Here is a 20,994-nt window from a genome sequence, read left to right as displayed (position 1 = left end):
TGTCCTTTAATTAGCAAATAGCGATGTGTTCACTCATAGCCTGTACCGAATTTATGTCTTTCACGCCAACACCAACCTGCGTTACTGCTAGCGCTGATAATGCCGTTGCAAAACGTAATGTTTGCTCTTTATCCCAGTTATTAAGATGGCCCCAGCACATACCAGCAACTAAGGTATCACCCGCTCCAACCGTACTAACAACATCCATCGTAGGTGGTTTTGCCTGTAACCACCCTTCTTTGTTTAACCACATAACCCCTTCAGCACCGAGTGATACCACCACATTGGCAATACCCGTGTTTGATAATTGCAGGGCAATTTCGGTTAACGATTTATCCGCTAGTGCCGAACTTTCCGCCCAATGCGCTAACTCTTCATCATTCGGTTTTATTAGCCAAGGTTGTACCGCTAGCCCAGCACTTAATGCAGCATTACTACTATCAAAAAATACCTTTTTACCTGACTGTTGTAATTTTTCAATCCAGTTAGCACACACTTCTGGACTAACACCGATAGGTAAACTACCCGCAATAATGAATACGTCATGGCTTAACGATAAATTAAACAGCATGGTTTCAAATTCTACGAGTGCCGCAGCAGTAACGCTTACGCCCGGAAAATTAATATCACTAACCTGGCAGTTCGCTTCGACTAACTTAACGTTGATACGTGTTGCACCTTGTACGCGGATAAATTTATCCGTGATCTTGGTGCGCTCAAATAACTGACAAAAAGGGGCTTCATTTTCAACACCTAAAAAACCTGTCGCAGTCACATCAGCCCCGAGTTCAGCCAGCACTTTGGCCACATTCACACCTTTACCTGCTGGCTCTAATGCGCAGTGCTTAACTTGGTTTACCATGCCCTTAGTCAATGTTTGCAAATGACCCGTTAAATCCAATGCTGGATTTAGCGTCACTGTTACTACTTTTAATGTTGTTAATTGCATGGTCATTATTTACCTTCACCTAATCCAGCATCGATACCTTCACCAATCGCTTTTAACGCCAATTCAGCGTCCTCGCCTTGGGCTGTAAACGTAAGTACTTCGTCGCAACTTACGCCTAAAGACATTAATTTCATCAAGCTTTTCGCATTGGTTGATTTACCCGCCATATTTGTAACTTGAATATCAGCCTGATATTTCTTGGCGATATTCACTAACATGGCACTTGGTCTTGCATGTAGACCATGGCTGTTATGAATCGTAAATATGGCCGTTACACCACTCGGTTTAACGTTCGTCAATAAACCGATAACAATGTCAGCATCTGTATTAAATAACTGATTAACTTGTTGCTGGTAAATTAAATCAGCTACGCATTGCATGTTATTGAAATGCAGATCGTTAGCACTCGCTAGCATGAGCACGCCTTGAACAGGTAAGCTATCTTGCAGCAAAGGTTCTGCAGGTGTTACAAACGAGATAGCTGTTGTCACTACCGACTTCGTTGTTTTCGCTAACCATAAACCCTGACCCAGATAAGTCGCAGGTGTAGTGATCGCATCAGCAACCCCGGTATTATCAATACAGTGATGATGCTTAAGTAAACCCGCCGCAACAGCGGTGAGTTGTGACAGGTCTTTCGCAGGGAAAGCAAGTTGTACTAAATCAGCTGTTAATAGTGTTTCTGACTGCTGGCGACCTTCAAGCAAGGTAATAATAGATTCCGTGCTATCACATTGCTGTAGCTGTTGCTCTATGCCATCAGCACTTAATACATGCGTCAGCTGTTTTAAAATGGCTAAATGCTCATCCGACTTAGCTGCAATCGCAATAGCTAAATAAACCGTTTTTCCCTCACCCCAATCAACGCCTTGAGGATAATGATGTAATTGCACACCTGTTTTATTAACCAAGTCACGCGTATCAACCGTGCCATGTGGGATAGCAATGCCATTGCCTAAATACGTAGAGTGCTGCGCTTCACGGGCTAACATACCCTCGACATAATTTGCTTCCACATAATTTTTATTTACCAAATTTTGCGCAAGCGTTTTAATCGCGAGCTGTTTGTTCGGCGCCGATTGGTTTAACTTAATGTCATTAGAAGACAGTGACAACATAACTTTACTCCGTAATACCAAGGTAATAATGCAATGACTCTTTGCTTAAGCACTTGCTTTTTCTTTGTTTTTCAACCTTGCTGAATCGTTTCAGCAAATGATCAATTAAAAAGGCTTCAGTCATGACAAAATGATAATACATGGCATTGCTGAAACCTTTCAGCTAATATACTGAAGTGTTTCTAGACTGATTACAATTTTCAACAACAAATCATGTAAAAAACTATGAGCGAGCGCACAAATTAGGGATGAAACAACCATGACATTAGATGAAATAGCCAAACTAGCGGGTGTATCACGTACCACTGCCAGTTATGTGATTAACGGGAAAGCCAGTAAATACCGCATTAGTGAAAAAACCCAAATAAAAGTAATGGCTGTCGTTAATGAACATAATTACCGACCTGATCATGCCGCACAATCATTACGTGCAGGCAGTAACCGTTCGCTTGGTTTAATCATTCCTGATTTAGAAAACAGCAGTTATGCTAAATTAGCCAAATTACTCGAGCGTGATGCGCGTAAAGCGGGATACCAACTCATCATTTCTTGCTCTGATGATGATGCGGATACCGAGATAAAAGTCGCGGATACCTTATTAAGTCGTCGTATTGATGCCTTATTAGTGGCGAGTGCACTTCCAGCTGATCACAACTATTACCGTACTGTTCAAGCCAATGGCGTACCAGTTATCGGGTTAGATCGCGCTATGGATGATGAAATTTTTTCTTGTGTTATCAGTGAAGATTTAGACGGGGCTTATGAGCTTACCCAAGCCTTATTACAACAAGATATTCGTTCTATCGGCTTAGTTGGCGCAGTACCAGATCTTGGTATATCGAAAGAGCGTGAACAAGGGTTCCTATCTGCAATTAAGCACCATGGTATCCCAGTAAAAAAGTTAACCGCTTATGGTGATCATTTTAGTCAAGATCAAGGTCAAGCCCAAGTGCAACAATGGATAGATAACGATACATTCCCTGATGCTATCTTAGCGACCTCGTATACACTATTTGAAGGCGTACTTGATTGCTTGATACTCAACCCAAGCTTAATGGCAACAACGAAGCTGGCTACTTTTGGTGATAACCGATTGCTGGATTTCCTACCTAGCAAAATTCAATCATTACCGCAGCAATTTGAATTAATTGCTGAACACGCGCTTAAAATGGCGTTAAATGCCGTGAATGGCTCCAATAAACCCAGTGTTGAAGTCGTCTCTCGAAAAATAATCCGCCGCTAATACAAACTCAGCAATAACAAATACTGTTATCTATAAGGTGCAAATAAAGGCAATAGCCAGTCAACGAACGCTTGCACTTTCAACGGTAATGGGCTGGCGGTTGGCGTCAGTAAATAATAGCTATATGGACTGACAAAACCAGCTGAAAATGGCACCACTAAACTGCCATCAGCAAGTTGCTTACTCACAAAAAATCGCGGGATCAGTGCCACCCCCATACTACTTACGGCTGCCTGACTGAGCATGTAGAAATGCTCCATACCAAACTTGTCATCCATGGTTAACTCTATTCCTATATCAGCTGACCAATAGCGCCATAAGCCCGGTCTAGAAATATGCTCAAGCAACGTCATATTGTTAATATCATGCAGTGATGTCATCTGCTGCGCTAATTGCGGCGAACACACAAGACATAAATCCTCATCCATCAACTTAATAACATTACAACCCTGTGGTCGTGTCGTAGCACTGCGTATCGCAATATCATACTGATGTTGAGTAAAATCAATCGTAAAATCACCAATTGATAAATCAACGAATAAATTAGGATTACTGAGCTTGAAGCTTTCCAGACTCGGGATTAACCAATTAATCGTCAAACTCGGTAATACATTGATAGCGATACGCTGTGCTAATTGAGGCTGGAATATGAGTTCTTGCGTGGCACTATTAATTGTTTGCAACGCATTCTGCACCTTCAGAAAATAAGGCTTCGCCTCCTCAGTAAGTACTAACTTTCGATGTTGGCGAATAAATAGACTAACACCAAGGTATTGCTCCAATATCTTCACCTGTTTACTCACGGCTCCATGCGTCACAAACAACTCCTTAGCTGCTAGCGTAAAACTCACATTTCTTGCGGCTGACTCAAAAGCTCGCATGGCATTTAATGGTGGTAAATTAGGATACATAGCAATACTCACTTTAAATGACGAATACATACTGCGTGAGTTTAACTCACACTATAAAGAAGATAACTCCTTTGCGTTAATCGTGCAAATAAGATTATATAGCCAGATTATTTCAAGATATTGCAATTAAAATTACGCAGGAGTACAACACCATGGGTTTGGATATGTCTTTTCAGTTATCAGCAGAAATTGTTGGACTATTGTTTTTAGTGGCTGTCGTCGCTGGTTTTATTGATTCTATCGCAGGCGGTGGTGGTCTACTGACTATTCCAGCATTATTATGGGTTGGTCTTCCTCCTGCAACAGCCCTCGCAACCAACAAACTGCAAGCCTGTGGCGGTAGTTTCTTTGCCAGTTTTTACTTTATACGCAAAGGCATGATCGATGTAAGAAAAATGAAACTGGCGATTGCCTGTACTTTCGTCGGCTCAGCCCTCGGCAGTATTGCGATCCAATCCATTGACCCAAGCATATTGGAAGTAATTTTACCTTTTCTCATTCTTGCCATTGGTGGTTATTTTTTATTTTCGAAACAAATTAGCGATGAAGATAAACATCAGGTACTTACTCCAACATTATTTGCAGTAACAGCTGCTTTCGGTGTTGGTTTATATGATGGCTTTTTTGGTCCAGGCACTGGCAGCTTCTTTGCAATGGCATTTGTCTCGCTAGCAGGCTTCGGCTTGGCTAAAGCAACTGCACACGCCAAAGTGCTAAACTTCGCAACTAATATCGCGTCGTTGATATTCTTTGCACTCGGCGGGAAGGTATTATGGGCGTTGGGTGGTATTATGTTAGTTGGCCAAGCGCTAGGGGCTACACTTGGCTCACGTTTAGTATTGTCAAAAGGCGTTAAAATCATTAAACCATTAATGGTCACCATGTCTATCGCAATGAGCTTGAAACTGCTTTATTCGTAACGGTTTACACTCAAGCCACTACGACGTCGTTACTTTCCATTGCTGTTTAGCCGCCGACTCTTGCAAGTAACGATCAAAATTATCTAATAAAGAGGCAGCACAACTGGATAACTCAACATACGATTTTCCCTCTTCAGGAAACGTATGTACCGCAGCATGGCTTTCAGCTAACAGCCACAACGCGGTATAACCCTGAGGTTGAAAATAATGCTCAACAAAGTTTAATACCATAAAGCCAGCACGGTGAAGCTCAGCTGAAATCATACTTTTAAGCTCTTCGGTATCACAGCTACTTAACCACCAACGTTGATTATATATTTTTGCTTCCATCGTTATTTTCACTTACCAATATTACAATAAAACAACACAGTTACAGGGTATTATACTATGCACCGCAACTAATTCTTATACAACTCAGACTCAGTTTGCCACGCTTCACGGTTATAATCATACAATACCCCTGAGCCGAGTCGATTAATTTCAATAGTGTCCATTTTGTCATAAAAATTACCAGGGAACACAAACGACGCTAATAAAAACTCTTTGTTTAGCCAGTTCGACGGTACAGGTAAAGTATTAATATCCTTTATACGTCTGCTTGCCGATTTACCACGTGTTGTCGCAATCGTCCATCCCCACTGACCAAATGACGGAATATTACGTTGATACTGCTCAACATGTAAAAAGCCCGCTTCTTTCACTGTTTTACCAATACTCAAAAATGCATTACGGGCATGATAAGGCGATGTTGATTGTATTGCTAATGCACCGTCTGCAGCGAGCAATTGACGCACCTGATTATAAAAATAATCACTATAAAGTTTATTTAAATCAGGATGATTTGGATCTGGCAAGTCAATGATAATAGTATCAAACTTAGCGCCTTTATCGAGTAGCGCCTCGATTTTTAAAAATGCATCAGTCGTATACAATGTTAAGCGAGGATCTTGTAATGAACCTTTATTTAATTTTAACATACGCTTTTTGATAGCTTCAGGCGCAGCATAGTCAACTGTATTGGCACCAAACAGAGACAATAGTTCAGCATCGAGATCCACTAAAGTCACCGCTTCGACTGGCCAACGTAATACATTACGCAGTGCTAATCCATCACCACCACCAATAATAAGTACCTTATCGTGACGATTAGATGCAAGCATTGCCGGATAGACTAATAAATCATGATATAGCTGCTCATCCGCACTAGAGAATTGTAAGTGACCGTTAATGAACAAGTCAGTCACTGGTTCAGCTTTGTTTTTCAAATAACGTTCAGTCACGACCACATGCTGATATTTCGTCGACTGAGAGTAAATTACTTTATCTTTATATAACACACTGCTTAGTTGCGCTAACCATCCTGTTCCCAAGGTTAAGATTACCGAAAACAATACAATTAATAACAAGTGACAAAGGAACAATAACTTCGCCCAACGGATCTTATCTTGATAGCGCCATAAAAATGCCAGTCCCGCAATAACATTGAATAATGCCGTCCACGCCGCAGCTTCCATAATAGGCAACGACAACATGATAGAAACCCAAATTGCAGCGCCAATACCAGCACCAATATAGTCTGCACCATAGATAGTACCGGCATTATTTTCTAAGAATCGCCCATATACTTGCTGGCGAACCCTTGCGATCAGCGGGATCTCCATACCAATAAAAATACCGAGAATTAAACCGAACACATACGGCATAAATTTAGCAATTTTTTCTAGCTGTTGAGGTAAGTAACCATCAAGCACAACATTACTGGGTAAATTAAACGTCGCCGATAATAGATGAGGTAAGCTATAACTCACGGCTATCATCGCCGAAATAATCAAAATGCAACTCATACCGATTAATGCAATTAACGCTTCTAACCAGGCAAATGCAGTAAAGGCATCTTTAAACCAACGAGCCATAAACGCACCAATCCCCATTGCTACAATCATGGTCCCTATCATGGCATAAATAGCACTTTCAACCGAACCTAATACCCTACCAGCATAATGCGAAAGCAAGTATTCATAAATCAAACCACAGCCAGCAAGTATGATCATGACCGAGATTAATAACGTATCGTGAAACCATAATGTACGTTTACGCTGCTGTGCCTGTTTTGCTTTATTATCACTATTTACAACTGACTGTTCCACACGATGCCTTACTGTATTTTAATTGATGTTGAGAGAATTAAGTCGTAATTTAAAACTTAAAAAGCTCAAACTCAACAACTGTACAGCCCTCATTACGACTGAACTGCATTATTGAATTTGAGCCATATCTATTATTTAAATTAAGCAAACCTATTACTAAATAAGCAATTAGCTACCGAGCAAGGTTGCCATCGTTAAACCAACCGAAAACGATACTGTTGCCGAGATAACCGCAACACCAATGTTCTTTTGGCGAATAACCTCATCGGCAATGCTTACGCCCGACAAGATAACTTTAATGGTAATTAATTGTAAAACCGAAAAGATAACGACACTAACAACAGCAAAAAATGCCCAATACATGAGACTTAAACCAATATTATCGGCAGCATATGGTGCAAGGCCTGTCGCCGCAGTGATCGCTAAGCCAGACCCAATTAAAAACCCAGCATAACGAATACCAACAGCCAGATTATCATCTAAGATAAGCTGTTGCAGGCAATCACCTGTGCGTTTAAATAAGTGCACACGATATTTACTCACTAATAGCATAATAATGTTAGCCACAACAAACGCGGCAATCACCACAGGTAAACCATGCCAACCTTCTGTAAGCACCCAAATCAGCGCAGAACGCACCACAATTGCAACCGTGACAATATGACCAAACTCAACAAACGCGGCAGTCACATTACCTTTAACTATTTCATCGTGCAGACTGACTTTTTGTAATGCCACCTTATCTTGGAAAAAATGACCTGCTTTAATTAGCGCGATCGCTAATACGCCATACCCTGCCATTTGTGTTGCTTCTTCAAAGAGTGAATCAGCAAAATCACCACTGGTGACACCTGTTAATACAATAGCTAGTCCAGCTAAACCAGCCGCAAAACTAATACCAAAAGCAAAGTTATCACGCTTTGCAATTTCATCATTGGCATGTAAATTTGATACCCAGCCTTTGATCATTTTTAAACTAACGAACAAAGCAATGATAATAATAAAATCAATCACCAATGCTTGTGTCGTCCACATCGTTAATCCATCAAACTTGTACATACTTAATCTCCATAACTTATTCTATCTATTTGCTCACGGCGTTCGATATATTCGCTCATGACAGTTCTATCAATTTGTTATAATAGCTACTATTTACCGCGTCTCACACCACGTGATGTACGGCTGCCACTATTACGAAATGACCCCGTATTACTTGTAGCTTTACTACCTGTGAACGACTTTTTCGGTTTAGAATAACTACTCACAGTTTTCGTTGGCGTGTAGCTAGAGCGGCTCAAACCGGCAGAACCTGAACGTTTTTTCGCATAAGGAGAGCTAAATGATTGGCCTTTACGCTGAAAAGACTTGCGAGTCTTAGTTTCAACAGCGGCTTGCTTAGCACTTTGCTTGGGACTGGTATAACGTGAACGGCCATAATCACTGTAATAACTATAACGGCGGTTGTTACTCCAGTTTGAATAATTAACACGACCCGTTAAATCACCAAGCATGCGATACATACCGTACCACTGCCAGAAACTAGTACCGCCACTGCCGCTTTGCCAGTTACCATAATTCGGGTTACCAACCATTTGACTACCCGCACCATAGTCCGAGCCATCGCCCGAACTTCTTTCAGCGATTTGACTAATAGCGCCAACACGTGCGAGGTGACCATCAGACATATCCGCCAACACATTAATTGGATCTGTTAACGCATCATTAAATAAACTCGGACTTGCCGCTTCTTGAATACGAGTAAGCTCATCAAGTAATGAATTAGCATTATCTAACGTGACCGACTCTGATTTAACATCTCTTAAACGCATACCAAGATTCTGATACAAAGGCCCTTGTCGAGTCGCATCTTCTGCAATCAGGTTCGCTATACGTGTTAGCTCTGGTTTTTGTTGTTTTAAAACTTGCGCATACTCAGTTAACAGTCTTGCATTTCGAATACTGCCATTGTCAATTGCCGAGCCCAATCTATCAAGATCGCTTTCAACCCTTACAACTTGCTGGTTAATTGTCGTTTGTGTTTGTTCAAGTTTTGATTCACAGCCAGCTAATAACTGTAAAATAAATAACAGACTTATTAACTTCCATGGTTTAATCATTGACATAAATGGTCACCTATCTTGCCTGCCGACTCTAATATAATCAGCCATGACGTTCTGCGAATATCGATTTACACATCTCGTTCTGACTTTCTAATCCTTTGCTACTCTACGTTTTAAGCATCAAAAAATCAATTGGTTATAACCTAGTAAATTACCTATTTTGTAAACGATTATAATCTAATAAACCCGCGTTAATAGGCTGTAGCTGTTGATTTAGTGTCTGGATCACATCACTATGTTGCCAGAATCGAGTATCTGAGCGTCTAACACCATAATCATCTAACCAAGCGGTATAATCCTCAGCTGTTTTCATCGCAGCCAAATGCGCGACGAATACTGGAAGTTTATCGACCTCTACTGTTAAATAAACACTCGGATAGTCACCAATAATACCACTCACAACCGTTAGCGTATCTTCTGCTGGTAACAAATTAGACTCTTCATCGAGTAAACTCGAAATATTGCTGTGCGCTACATTTTTCAATAAGGTATAAACCCGTTTGTTATCACCATCATTCACGAGTAATACTGATACTTCAGGTAACTGATTGACTGGCGAGCCCACTAATTCCATAATCACCTGCATTAATGCTACTTCTTTAACAGGTGTACCTGGTTGTGCTAACGCATATTGGTTGGGTAATACGTTTTCTAAATGCGTCTTCAATAACGAAAAAAGCTCAGTTTTGTGCTTTTGTGTTTTGTAGTTAATATCAGTATTTTTCGCAAAAAAGTGATCGTTATTTTCTAAATACTTTTTGACATTAATACCTTCATCACGATACCAATAATCATGTTCTTTTTGACGGCTTTCTTTTGGCAACAAATTTAAGAAATTAAACTCTGCTTCCATACGTAAAAAATCCATATATAAACGAGTATTTAGCTGATGACCAACATTGCCATAGACGTCAAATCCAGCCACTAGCAAATAATGAATACGCTCAAGTAATGGATAATCAATTAACCAGGCTGTTTTAGGCTCTTGGCCAACAAGCCCTTTAACCACTGTTGCACTATCAAAATGACGAAAGATCGTCAATGCCGCATTATCATTTCCTTTCGGATCTTGACTGGTCGTAGTTAGGTTTTCACCACTCCAAACTAAGTGTAAATCCAATAATGAATCTTTATTAAGCAACTGATTAACCTTACGACTTTTAGCTTCTAAATATCCTTTTTGTGCTTGTGAATATTGAAACCAATTAACCACTACACCAGCATTACTTTCTGATTCAGCAGGTAACCGTAAATGTGCTTTTTGCTGAGAAAGAAAGTTATCGCTATTCAATCCAGCTTGTGCTTCTTGTGTAACAAAAAACACCCAGAAGTGATCATCGATAACATTTAAAGCAATTTGGCCTCGACAAACAGGACCTTTAATAAACCCCATGATGGTATTTTTGGCTTCTTGCAGCATAAATTTATAACGAGACTGTGGTGGTATCGCCTCAAACGTAACAAACGGATTAGATGCCACTTCTGGCTCATAGCTTGGTAAATGATCTACTTCATATTCTGGCTGATAAAATATTTCTTCAAATGTCGACATACGCGCAGCATTAAGCGCATATGGTAAGTGCGTCTTCGCTAAAATAGTCTCACGTTCACGCTGTAAACGATAATAAACACGCTCAATATTAGGGTCATCATACGGACGACGAGTCGCAATAATCTCAATGGGTTCCCCAGGCGGGGTTATCGAACGGACAAGCTTAAAATAAGTGTTATCTAGTTCATTAAAATACAGGTGCGACAAAAACAAATGTTCATAAATATAACGGCTCACCAACTGGTTTTTTAGTGGCGCTTGATTAAACCATTTTTCCCAATATGCTACTTGCACGATATGCTCATCAGACAGCGCTGGTAATGACGACATTTTTGCGCCTTTCATTAACCAAGAGGTTAATATTTTGAACTCATCATTATTTAATGCCGGTAAACCGTAAGGCATGCCACCTTCAGGATGCTGTAATTCATAATCATCAAACTCCCCTATCGTACTACATTGCTGTTCTCGGTTAAGTGAAAAGTCATAACTGTCAGACAACACTGTTGTTGATGCGGTTTCTCCAGTTAACACATCTCGCTGCTTTAGCTCCAAAGAGCGGTACAGCACACTGGCCATTAAGTTTGCTTCTTCAACTTGTTTACGCTCATTCAATACCGCAGAAAATCCTTGCTCACGCCACGCTTGTGTCGTCGTTGCGTCTTTATATAAACGACTTGGTGGTACAGCAAGTAATCGAGATCCACTGTGTAGCAAAGATTTACTTAATCCACGCTCAATACCCTCTGGAGATGTTAGTTTTAACTGACAAGGCGCATCATAGCAACCATGACAAACAACACATCGTTGATTTAACAATGGCTGAACATCATTAAGGTAAGTCGCGGCTTGCGAGCTTGATAGAGGCACCGAGCGATCTTGCACGTCTTCAGCGCCATACATAACATCGTAATTAACCGCGACCACCGCAGCACAACCAGATAAAAGAATAAACAAAACAAAAAAGAAAAAGCGAGACATTAGCATCCTTTCACAACTGATATTTATATATAAAACGTAAACACAGTAGGCTTTATATTAAAAGAAGGTTGATCATGATATACCGAGCCAAGTTACAAATACAAATTGCCTCACTATTTGCTTATATTACCACCTCTGAACACATAAAAAACCAATTCAAGTATATGCTTAAATTGGCTTTATTTTATATTTTAACAAAATTATTTAAATATTACGTCTACTAGCCCATCTATAATCATAAGGTGCTTGTATTCCAAGTGGAATACCAAGCGCCCAATAACCAAGCAAGAATATCGTCCAGCCAATTAACATTGCGATAGAGTAAGGCATCATTAACGCTAATAACGTCATCGCCCGATTTAAACGAACCAGAAGTACGGCCGTAAACAATACAGGAATAATAAACAACACAAAGATAAGCGGTACAATTGACTAAAAAGCGAGTGAATACCAGCAAACTGATTGAGAGTGGGCTTGGATTAGAGGTAGATAAGAATATATAACCAAAAAGTAGAATGTTAAAGCTGTGTAAATTAATTCAACAAATGATTTACCCTCCGCACTTATTAGCCAAACTTAGTTATATTTAGCCATGTATTATTTGCAACCAAATTCTATTGTAACGTGATTAAGCCCCATTTTTATTGTAAGCAAGTGTAAGAGAAAAAATCAATAATACAGGCTCAATAAGCACAAAATTGTAACTTAATCGCTATAAATGCAAATAAATGCAAATAAAGCACTTAAATATGCCCAAAAAGAACATTATAAATCACTGTTATTGTCACGCCTAATTTCGTACCAATTACGGATAGGTTACAGAACAATAAATATGTTTATACTCCACGGCAACAATCGTGTGTAGCTAAACCCACACACTCAGTATCAATATAGTTTTAAGGGAGAGGTCAATGCCTAGTACACGAATATTAATCGTCGAAGATGACCACGAAATTGCAAGATTAACCGCTATGTATTTAAACAGCGAAGGTTATGAAACGAAGGTTATTAATGATGGTGCTATAGCCTTGACTGCTATAAAGCAATATCAACCTGGCCTACTTATTTTAGATCTAATGCTGCCAGGTTTATCAGGCATGGACATTTGCGCTCAAGCGAGAACCTTTTTTAAAGAACCCATTCTAGTATTAACCGCTTGTGATGATGAGTTAAGCGAAATTAGCTTATTCAAACTCGGTGCTGATGATTATCTCACCAAGCCAGTGCGCCCACATATTATGGCAGCACGGATCGCAGCATTACTACGCCGCACAAGCAGACAGCAAAAAAGTAGCCCTGACGAAATTGAACTTAAAAGACTCAAAATAGATCCGAGAAGACAGCGTGTTGAATTTAGAGGGAAAGCCTTAGATCTAACCGATTCCGAATATGATCTACTGTTATTATTGACCCAAAATGTAGGTAAAATTATTTCTCGCGAAGAGTGTTGCCAACAACTGCGTGGTATCGACCATGATTTCTCTGATCGATCTATTGATATGCGGATCTCAGGCTTACGCAAGAAACTCAATATTGATTGCTCGACTCAGCAGATCATAAAAACAGTCCGTAACAAAGGCTATATGTTGATCAATGAATAATCGTCTGACTTCACTCTTCTCGCATATTTATATCTGCATCGTAATTGCTATCTGCGCCTGTATTTTGTTAACAGTATGGTTAATGAATATATTCGCTCATCAAAAAGATACCGAGCATTTTTACCAAAATACGATGCAAGTTTATCGAGTGTTGGAGTCCCAACGTAATAGTATATCGATGAATGCAGATGATTTTTATCAACGCGCCGAAGTTGATTTATACAACTACGACATTGAAAAAATCAGCTTATTAAAAAGCTTATCTCCTTGCCAAGAATGCAAGTACATAAAGTCTATTAATAAAGTCGATATTTATATGCAAAAAAGTAACGAATATCTCGCCGTGTACCGGCTCAGCAATGCCATAGCAGCGATCACCATAAGTGAAGATCTTTATGATGATCAACTTAGAAACGGCGTTAAAGACGATCTAATCTTACTTGGCACATTTGCTTTTATGCTTTTTCTTATTGCCCTAAACTTATATCGCCCTATTCGTAAGTTACAACTTCAGATAAATCATTTAGTTGAAATAAATCATACCTTTGGTAAAGGAGACCTGAATGCACGAGTAGATCTTCGAACCACCCCGCTACTGCATGATCTCTCTATTAGTTTTAATGCCATGGCAAAAGCAATTACTGAACGCGTTGATGAAGGTGAAATTTTCGCACAAGCCTTACCTCATGAAGTAAGAACACCGCTTAGCCGCATACAACTAGCCGTCGGAATCTTGAAACGAGATATAAGCGGAGATAAACATACAGAATTACTGGATAGTATCGATGACTATGTCGATGACATGGTTGAATTGTCAGAGCAGATAACCACGTTTTCACGCGTCAGCGCTAAACACTCCCATTATAATGATAACGCACAATCCATTATAATAACCGATTTCATTCAATCTCGAATCGCGCTATATCAGGTACCTAATAGTATAAAGGTAACTTATCGAGCTGATGATAAAATAACAATGACGACTAGCCAGATGTGCTTACGCTTAGCATTTGATAACTTACTAAAAAACATGTTGAATCATGCGCAGTCAGCTGTTCAGGTAAGCATTATTCAACTTGCTAGCACCATAAAAATAACAGTCGAAGATGATGGTCCAGGTATTCCTCCCGAAAACTATCATCAAATTTTTATTCCTTTTGCTCGCTTAGATAAAAGCCGCAGCCGTAAAACAGGTGGTTTAGGACTTGGTCTATCAATTGCGAAAAGTGCTTCAAAGCGCTTAGAAGCTCAAATAGTCGTATCAAAAAGTCAACTTGGCGGCGCTAAATTTGAGCTTATAATCCCTGTACACAAAAATGTACTGCCACCCTATTAAAGGTGACATAATGAGGGTTAATTGGCACAGTGAAGTAATAGTCTATCCACCGATTTTTTTGGTGTTTTTGCGATTTTCTGAACTAAATTAAAGGGGATATCAACTAACTGGGTACGTGATTTTATTTCATTTAACATCACTAACCAAAGCTTCGTTGTCATTTCCGAATCAAATAATGCTCGGTGAAAACCACCGCCTGACGGTATATTTGTATACTTAATCAGTTCACCTAATTTATGGCTCGGTGCATCTTGAAAGATACGCCTTGCCACCAATAATGAACAACTGAACTCACCATCATACTCGCGACCGATTAGCGCTAATTCCGCATCTAAGAAACGTTTATCAAATGATGCGTTATGCGCAACCAAATTATAACCCTGAATAAAATCAGCAAAACGATGCATCACCTCTTCACAAGGCGCAGCATCTTCTAACATGCTATTAGTAATACCAGTGTAATTAGCAATAAAGCCACTCACTCGTCGGCCTGGGTACATCAGTTCTTGAAAGCGTTCAGTGATCTCACCATTTTCTATCTTCACCGCACCGATCTCAATCGCACGGTCACCCATATTAGGTGATAATCCGGTAGTCTCGAAATCTAATATAATCAGGGTGTCAGCGTTCACTATCATTCTTTCTTTCTCTCTCTTTGTAGCCTATAAGCTGGCAGTAAAGTATAAAACAGTATGCTAACACAAGCGATCTATGTCTACACTAGGGGTAATGACTGTTTTAAAAGAGGGAACTGTATGTCAATAACACCTCTACGTGGTGGTCAATTATATCGACCTTCAACACTATCAAAGCTTGCTGCCGACTGTAAATCAACTAAGCACCTTCAACCATTAGATCAAATTATTGGTCAAGATCGTGCGCAACAAGCCGTCGAATTTGCCATGTCGATTAAAGAAAAAGGCTACAACATTTATGCGTTAGGTAACAATGGTCTAGGTAAGCGTACCATGATATTACGGTACTTAAATCGTCATGAACCTAACGACAATAACAGTGCCGTATTTGATTGGTGTTATGTCATTAATTTTGATGATGCTCGCCACCCTAAAGTGCTAAAACTACCTGCAGGAGAAGGACATCAATTCAAAAAAGATGTTGAGAGTCTGATACATCGATTAGTAAAAGCATTACCGATGGCCTTTGATAATGAAATCTATTTCACCCGATCCGATAAGTTAAAGAGCCAGCTGGAAGAAAAACAAGAGGCGGTACTGCAAGACTTAACCAAGTCAGCAAAACAACACAGCATCAGCCTATCACTCACAGCACAAGGTGATTACCAACTCATTGCGGTTGATCCCAAAGGTGAGGCCTATACGGAAGAAGGTTTCGATCAATTAACAGACAAAGAAAGAAAGCATTTTGAGAGTAATATCTCTGAACTTGAAAGCAAATTGCGTGACATAATCCGCCAGTTAACCATCTGGGAAGAAGAGTATACTGATAAAAGTCAGAAGATGGATGAACAAATCGCACTCGAAGTATTAGTACATTGCACCACGCCTTTAAAAGAAAAATATAATCATCTTTCAGAAGTTAAAGCACACCTCAGTGCGATGAATAAAGACATACTCACTAACCTCGAAATATTTGTAGAAGGCAGTGAGGATGATATTTCATTAGCTTATGCAGCGTTAGATAAAAAAATGCCTCGCCGCTATCAAGTCAACGTCTTGGTTTGCCAAGAAGCAGATTCCTTTCCTATCGTGGTAGAAGAAAGTCCTAACTACCATAGTATTTTTGGTTATATTGAAAATGCAACATTTAAAGGCACTGTTTTTACCGATGCCTCATTGATCCGCAGTGGCAGTTTACACCGAGCCAACGGCGGCGTATTGATGATCGACGCGGTTAAAGTCCTTGAGCGCCCCTATGTTTGGGACGGGTTAAAGCGAGCCTTACGCGCCAATAAATTAAATCTAAGCTCACTCGAAAGAGAAGTCAGTTTATCGGGTACTATCTCGTTAGACCCAGAACCGATCCCACTGTCAGTTAAAATTATCCTCTTTGGCGATTATGAAACTTACCAGCTTCTTCAGCAATATGACCCTGAATTTAAAGAGCTGTTTCGTGTGACGGCTGACTTTGAAGATGTGATGCCGAGAAGCGATATTGCAGAAGCGCACTATGCTCAGTTCATTTCGAGCATCGTGCATGATAACGCTATGTTACATTGCGATCGAAAAGCCATAAGCAGGATCATTGAATACAGCTCTCGTCAGGCTGAAGATCAAGAAAAACTATCGTTACATTCGCTTGATATAGCCAACCTATTACGCGAAGCAAACTACTGCGCACGCTTAGCTAATGCGACGCTGATCAGGCAACATCATGTCGAACAAGCGCTCTCAAATAAGCAGCAACGTGTCGGTCGACTACAAGACTACCTATTACAAAGCTTTATCAATGGCTCTACGTTAATCGATATCAGTGGTAAAAAAATTGGCCAGATCAACGCCTTGTCCGTCATTAGTACCTCCGAACATCAATTTGGGATCCCCGGACGAATAACCGCGACCGCCTCATTTGGTGAAGGAGAAATATTTGATATAGAACGTCAAGTGAAACTCGGTGGGAGTATACACTCTAAAGGGGTCATGATCTTATCTGCCTATCTTGCCTCTGCGTTTGGTCAAACCGCCAAGATCCCACTCACGACACGTTTAACCTTCGAACAATCTTACGGCCAAGTCGACGGTGATAGTGCATCACTAGCGGAATGTTGTGCGATCATATCCGCTTTTTCTAAATTGGCATTACGTCAAGATATCGCGATCACGGGTTCGATGGATCAGTTCGGCCATGCTCAACCCATAGGTGGTGTTAATGAGAAAATAGAAGGCTTCTTTGACGTGTGTTCAGCAAAAGGGTCACTCGCCACTCAAGGTGTGATCATACCACAAGCTAATGTCCATAATTTAATGCTACGCTGTGATGTCGTCGAAGCCATTGAGAATGGGTTGTTTCATATCTGGGCAATTGATCATGTAAAAGAGGCAATTAATCTTCTAATCAATATCGTAGCAGGTTCCAGTGATGCTGATGGGAAATATCCTGATAGCTCAGTATTTGGTATTACTCAATTCCGACTTAATAATTTGCGTGAAAATAATAATAGTGCAATCCCACGTAACTAAATGAAAAACATTGATGAACATTGATGAACATTGATGAACATTAACAAACTACTCATTTAGAGTTAAGCATTCATCAAATCAGTTGACATACTTTAATGCCAAAAATAAAAACTTATGTAATTCTGTAAATATGCGCATAAAAAATTAATAGATGTAAAAAAGCCAGCTACATGCTGGCTTTTACTGTCTATTAATATTATCTCGTTACACCTTTAATTTTCTCAACAGTGCGTAACCCTGCAAGTCCTAACATTGCCAGTGTTAATTCCATCATGACATTAAGGGGTAACTCTGGTGCACCAGCCCTTGGTAGTCCCCACTGTAATAAAGGGTTTATCACAAATGAGAATAAAAAACCGACACCACACACCCACATTAAAAACGGTCTCGCGCCTGCCACAAAAATACTTCGATGCTGCACTTGAGCTTGCATTATCGCAGCCTGAGCTAGCGCTGGTTTTTGTGCTAGTCGCTGTTTAACCAGCGCTAGTGACAATTCCTCTTCGTCAGACGTAAACAGATCATCAAGTACTGATCCCACCGCTTTAATCGGCTCAGTAGCACCTTGATTAAAAAAACTCGCGAACAAGTTCATATCTTCTCCAAGTAAGTAATAACCAGATACTAAAACTCACTACGCGCAACCAATAACGACTCGCGCAACATCGTGAATACCGAACTCTATATCTGCAAGTGGAAATTGAGTAATCACCACACCATATTGCGCCTGAGCATCTATCGGTTGCTCAATAATATCGTACGCAATATCCAATTTCTGTAATTGACGCTCTGCATAATCCCGAGTGCAGCCAATAATCAATGGCATGATTAACTTAACTTGCTCTTCGTCTATGCTTTCTGGCGCAAACTGAACACTGACAGTCGTATAATGTTCACCACCAAGCTCAATAAGCTTACTTGGGTCGACCACAATTACCTTCTCTGCATCTGCGAGTACAATTTTTGCTTCAACTTTGAAATCTGTTAATAATGCTTTGTTAGCACAGAGCAATTTTGCTTGATGAACCTGTCTCCCCAAATTTGCGACAAACTGCCCCATATCATAAATTCGTCCAAGTTCGTGTTCTGCACCTTGTTCAATATTACCTTCGTTCATTATAAACCTCGTAAATTACCTACTTAATACACAAGCGAATACCGCCAAAATAACACCCTAAATTAACGGCTATGCTAAAATCTGACATCCAGTAGTGAGCGAGCCCCTAACACCTTCAACCCCCTGAACAACGAGTTCAAACTGTTCGTTATTTTCAACAATACCATCGTCTCTGAATGGCACATTAAATGTCATGCGAGACTCTCCAGCAGATATCGAAAAATATTGTGTACCAACACTTCCTAATGTTCTTAGCCAAGTACCGACCCCATTAAACACCGTTATTTCAGACGTAAAGTCATTTTGCTCAGTATTTAAGTGACGGATAAATAATTTGGCACAAGTAACATCGCCAGTCGGCTTATCTATAATCAACTCGAAAGTAGCATACCCCCCCTCTTTCCAAGTACTAGGATCAGAAATAACTTTCAACGAACTTAATATGGGTAAATCCACCAGCGAATCATCTTCTAAAATGATCCCCTGTGCACTCACTAAGCCTGTCACACCAGATACGGCTTCGATGACGATCTTAAATCGTTCATGCCCTTCCATATCTGCATCTTCTTGAGTCTGAGCGTCAATATTGACGACAGTAACACTCGCAGGAATGGTAATCGTTGCATCCCCGTTGACAATATCAACCCATTGAGTTTGTCCAAGACTATCAACATAACTGGCTTGTAATAGTAAGAAATCATTAGCGTCTGTATCTTGGTGCTCTATTTTTACATTTACTTGATAATCGTCAGGTGACGCCTTATCAAGTGTCATGACAAATTTATGATTGAGCCCACCTTGACCTTGATTTAATGAGTCATCATCTGACCAACCACCTTCATAACGCTCTTCAACACCAGCCATATCAGCAACTAAAAGTAACGCAGGCAAAGTATTTTCACCTGTTGCGACAAGGGTGGTTTTGCGTAATTCATTTTTAGAAAATTTGAATGTCACGGGTAACTGCAACTCGCCTTTATTTATTTTGGCATTCGCTATTCTAAGCTCAACTTGTCCACTCTCGTTCGTGATTAACTCTGTTTGTCCAATACTGAGTAACTCACTAAAGTTGTTACCATTGAGGTTACTTGCCAGATCATGATCGATCGTAATCGAGAGAACTCGATTAGTAATAGGCTTACTTTCACTGTCTAAAACCGTAAAAATCATCGATAATAATTGTTCATCCCAGACCTGAGAATATAGCGTTACCAGACTCGGTTCTTGCTCAACATTCCCAGTTAAGGCAGTCAAAATAAAAGATTTATTCATAACTTCACAATGAATATCTATCGGGAAATCAAGATTCCCTTTGCCCGATATTGGCACTTGAATTTGAAACCTAACCTCACCGTCATCGTCCGTATATGCGATTGGATTCAATACCTTAAATTCAGACAAATCGACTAGATTATTCATATTTCTAGCTAAACTATGATCAATATTGATTTCAACTTTAGCTTGTTTAATGGGTGGTTCATCAATATCGTCGCCAAGAAAAATGACGGCGGTTACATCAAGCAGTTGCTCATTTTGCTCTACCACTTTAAGCTTGATCTGATTACTTACATAACAGCCGCTTTGGCAGGCAATCAATTTTCCTTCAACCCTACTTATCGGCAATAAATGATGAGCATGTGCGACAGGTTTCACCCTCAGTCCAGGATCACCGTGTCCTGAATGAAGCGATGACAATGCTAACTTAAGATCAAAACCAAGTTCCGGTAATTCATAAGGTAATTGCTCAGTTCTTAAATATTGGCGCGTACGCTCAACATCATGTGCTAAGGATGATAAAACACCACTGATCTTAGCTTTATTATTTAATGACATACCTGTCC

17 protein-coding genes and 1 pseudogene are annotated in these 20,994 nt (G+C 40.0%); 5 read left to right on the top strand and 13 right to left on the bottom strand.

The features are described from left to right. Positions 1–10 precede the first annotated feature (10 nt). Positions 11–955, bottom strand: a complete 945-nt coding sequence (pfkB, locus tag HWV02_RS06480) for a 1-phosphofructokinase (RefSeq protein ID WP_211679009.1) — start codon at positions 953–955, stop codon at positions 11–13. Continuing rightward, on the bottom strand, positions 955–2,067 hold the full coding sequence (gene fruB, locus HWV02_RS06475; RefSeq protein WP_211689975.1) for a fused PTS fructose transporter subunit IIA/HPr protein: 1,113 nt from the start codon (positions 2,065–2,067) through the stop codon (positions 955–957). The genes pfkB and fruB overlap by 1 nt, the downstream gene beginning before the upstream one ends. 259 nt (positions 2,068–2,326) lie before the next feature. On the opposite strand from fruB, the gene cra reads away from it, so the two are divergent. Next, positions 2,327–3,310 carry a catabolite repressor/activator gene (cra, locus tag HWV02_RS06470; RefSeq protein ID WP_211679007.1) on the top strand — a complete coding sequence of 328 codons (984 nt, stop codon included), beginning with the start codon at positions 2,327–2,329 and terminating at the stop codon, positions 3,308–3,310. A gap of 26 nt (positions 3,311–3,336) precedes the next feature. On the opposite strand, the gene HWV02_RS06465 is transcribed toward cra, so the two are convergent. Then, positions 3,337–4,221 carry a LysR substrate-binding domain-containing protein gene (locus HWV02_RS06465; RefSeq protein ID WP_211679006.1) on the bottom strand — a complete coding sequence of 295 codons (885 nt, stop codon included), beginning with the start codon at positions 4,219–4,221 and terminating at the stop codon, positions 3,337–3,339. Between the two features lie 164 nt (positions 4,222–4,385). On the opposite strand from HWV02_RS06465, the gene HWV02_RS06460 reads away from it, so the two are divergent. Beyond that, positions 4,386–5,141, top strand: a complete 756-nt coding sequence (locus HWV02_RS06460) for a TSUP family transporter (protein WP_211679005.1) — start codon at positions 4,386–4,388, stop codon at positions 5,139–5,141. Positions 5,142–5,159: 18 nt separating this feature from the next. Here HWV02_RS06460 and HWV02_RS06455 read toward each other — a convergent pair whose 3' ends face one another. From HWV02_RS06455 to HWV02_RS06430, 6 genes and pseudogenes are all read right to left on the bottom strand, one after another. Then, positions 5,160–5,471 carry an S-adenosylmethionine decarboxylase family protein gene (locus HWV02_RS06455; protein WP_211679004.1) on the bottom strand — a complete coding sequence of 104 codons (312 nt, stop codon included), beginning with the start codon at positions 5,469–5,471 and terminating at the stop codon, positions 5,160–5,162. A 68-nt stretch (positions 5,472–5,539) separates the two neighbouring features. Continuing rightward, positions 5,540–7,288: a polyamine aminopropyltransferase gene (locus HWV02_RS06450; protein WP_211689974.1), complete on the bottom strand. Its 1,749-nt coding sequence runs from the start codon at positions 7,286–7,288 to the stop codon at positions 5,540–5,542. 168 nt (positions 7,289–7,456) lie between these two features. After that, entirely contained in the window at positions 7,457–8,347 is an 891-nt protein-coding gene (locus tag HWV02_RS06445) for a DUF350 domain-containing protein (RefSeq protein ID WP_211674600.1), read from the bottom strand. A gap of 89 nt (positions 8,348–8,436) precedes the next feature. Beyond that, positions 8,437–9,411 carry a CHAD domain-containing protein gene (locus HWV02_RS06440; RefSeq protein WP_211689973.1) on the bottom strand — a complete coding sequence of 325 codons (975 nt, stop codon included), beginning with the start codon at positions 9,409–9,411 and terminating at the stop codon, positions 8,437–8,439. 148 nt (positions 9,412–9,559) lie between these two features. Next, on the bottom strand, positions 9,560–11,941 hold the full coding sequence (locus HWV02_RS06435; protein WP_211689972.1) for a fatty acid cis/trans isomerase: 2,382 nt from the start codon (positions 11,939–11,941) through the stop codon (positions 9,560–9,562). Positions 11,942–12,145: 204 nt separating this feature from the next. Then, positions 12,146–12,289: pseudogene (locus HWV02_RS06430) on the bottom strand (AbgT family transporter); the annotation flags it as partial. Between the two features lie 563 nt (positions 12,290–12,852). Between HWV02_RS06430 and HWV02_RS06425 the strand changes: the two are divergent. Together HWV02_RS06425 and HWV02_RS06420 are read left to right on the top strand one after the other, a co-directional pair. After that, positions 12,853–13,542: a response regulator transcription factor gene (locus tag HWV02_RS06425; RefSeq protein ID WP_211679000.1), complete on the top strand. Its 690-nt coding sequence runs from the start codon at positions 12,853–12,855 to the stop codon at positions 13,540–13,542. 82 nt (positions 13,543–13,624) lie between these two features. Further along, positions 13,625–14,878, top strand: coding sequence for an ATP-binding protein (locus HWV02_RS06420; RefSeq protein WP_211689971.1), 1,254 nt, complete (start codon positions 13,625–13,627; stop codon positions 14,876–14,878). Positions 14,879–14,895: 17 nt separating this feature from the next. Here the strand turns inward: HWV02_RS06420 and HWV02_RS06415 are convergent, their stop codons facing one another. Then, positions 14,896–15,516, bottom strand: coding sequence for a PolC-type DNA polymerase III (locus HWV02_RS06415; protein ID WP_211678998.1), 621 nt, complete (start codon positions 15,514–15,516; stop codon positions 14,896–14,898). Positions 15,517–15,633: 117 nt separating this feature from the next. Here HWV02_RS06415 and HWV02_RS06410 point away from each other — a divergent pair, with 117 nt between their 5' ends. Further along, the gene (locus HWV02_RS06410; RefSeq protein WP_211678997.1) at positions 15,634–18,036 is read left to right on the top strand and encodes a Lon protease family protein; all 2,403 of its coding nucleotides are present in this window, start codon (positions 15,634–15,636) and stop codon (positions 18,034–18,036) included. Positions 18,037–18,232: 196 nt separating this feature from the next. Here HWV02_RS06410 and HWV02_RS06405 read toward each other — a convergent pair whose 3' ends face one another. The 3 genes from HWV02_RS06405 to HWV02_RS06395 all read right to left on the bottom strand — a co-directional run bounded on the left by HWV02_RS06405 (position 18,233) and on the right by HWV02_RS06395 (position 20,986). Continuing rightward, complete coding sequence (locus tag HWV02_RS06405; protein WP_211678996.1) at positions 18,233–18,631, bottom strand: 3TM-type holin; 399 nt, start codon at positions 18,629–18,631, stop codon at positions 18,233–18,235. 39 nt (positions 18,632–18,670) lie between these two features. Beyond that, positions 18,671–19,153, bottom strand: coding sequence for a hypothetical protein (locus HWV02_RS06400; RefSeq protein ID WP_211678995.1), 483 nt, complete (start codon positions 19,151–19,153; stop codon positions 18,671–18,673). Between the two features lie 69 nt (positions 19,154–19,222). Beyond that, a complete protein-coding gene (locus HWV02_RS06395) occupies positions 19,223–20,986 on the bottom strand; it encodes a hypothetical protein (RefSeq protein WP_211678994.1) in 1,764 nt (587 codons plus the stop codon). Positions 20,987–20,994: the final 8 nt, after the last annotated feature.

It is taken from the genome of Moritella sp. 28 (genome assembly GCF_018219435.1).
Taxonomy (GTDB): domain Bacteria; phylum Pseudomonadota; class Gammaproteobacteria; order Enterobacterales; family Moritellaceae; genus Moritella.
This window is presented reverse-complemented; position numbering and strand designations above follow the sequence as displayed.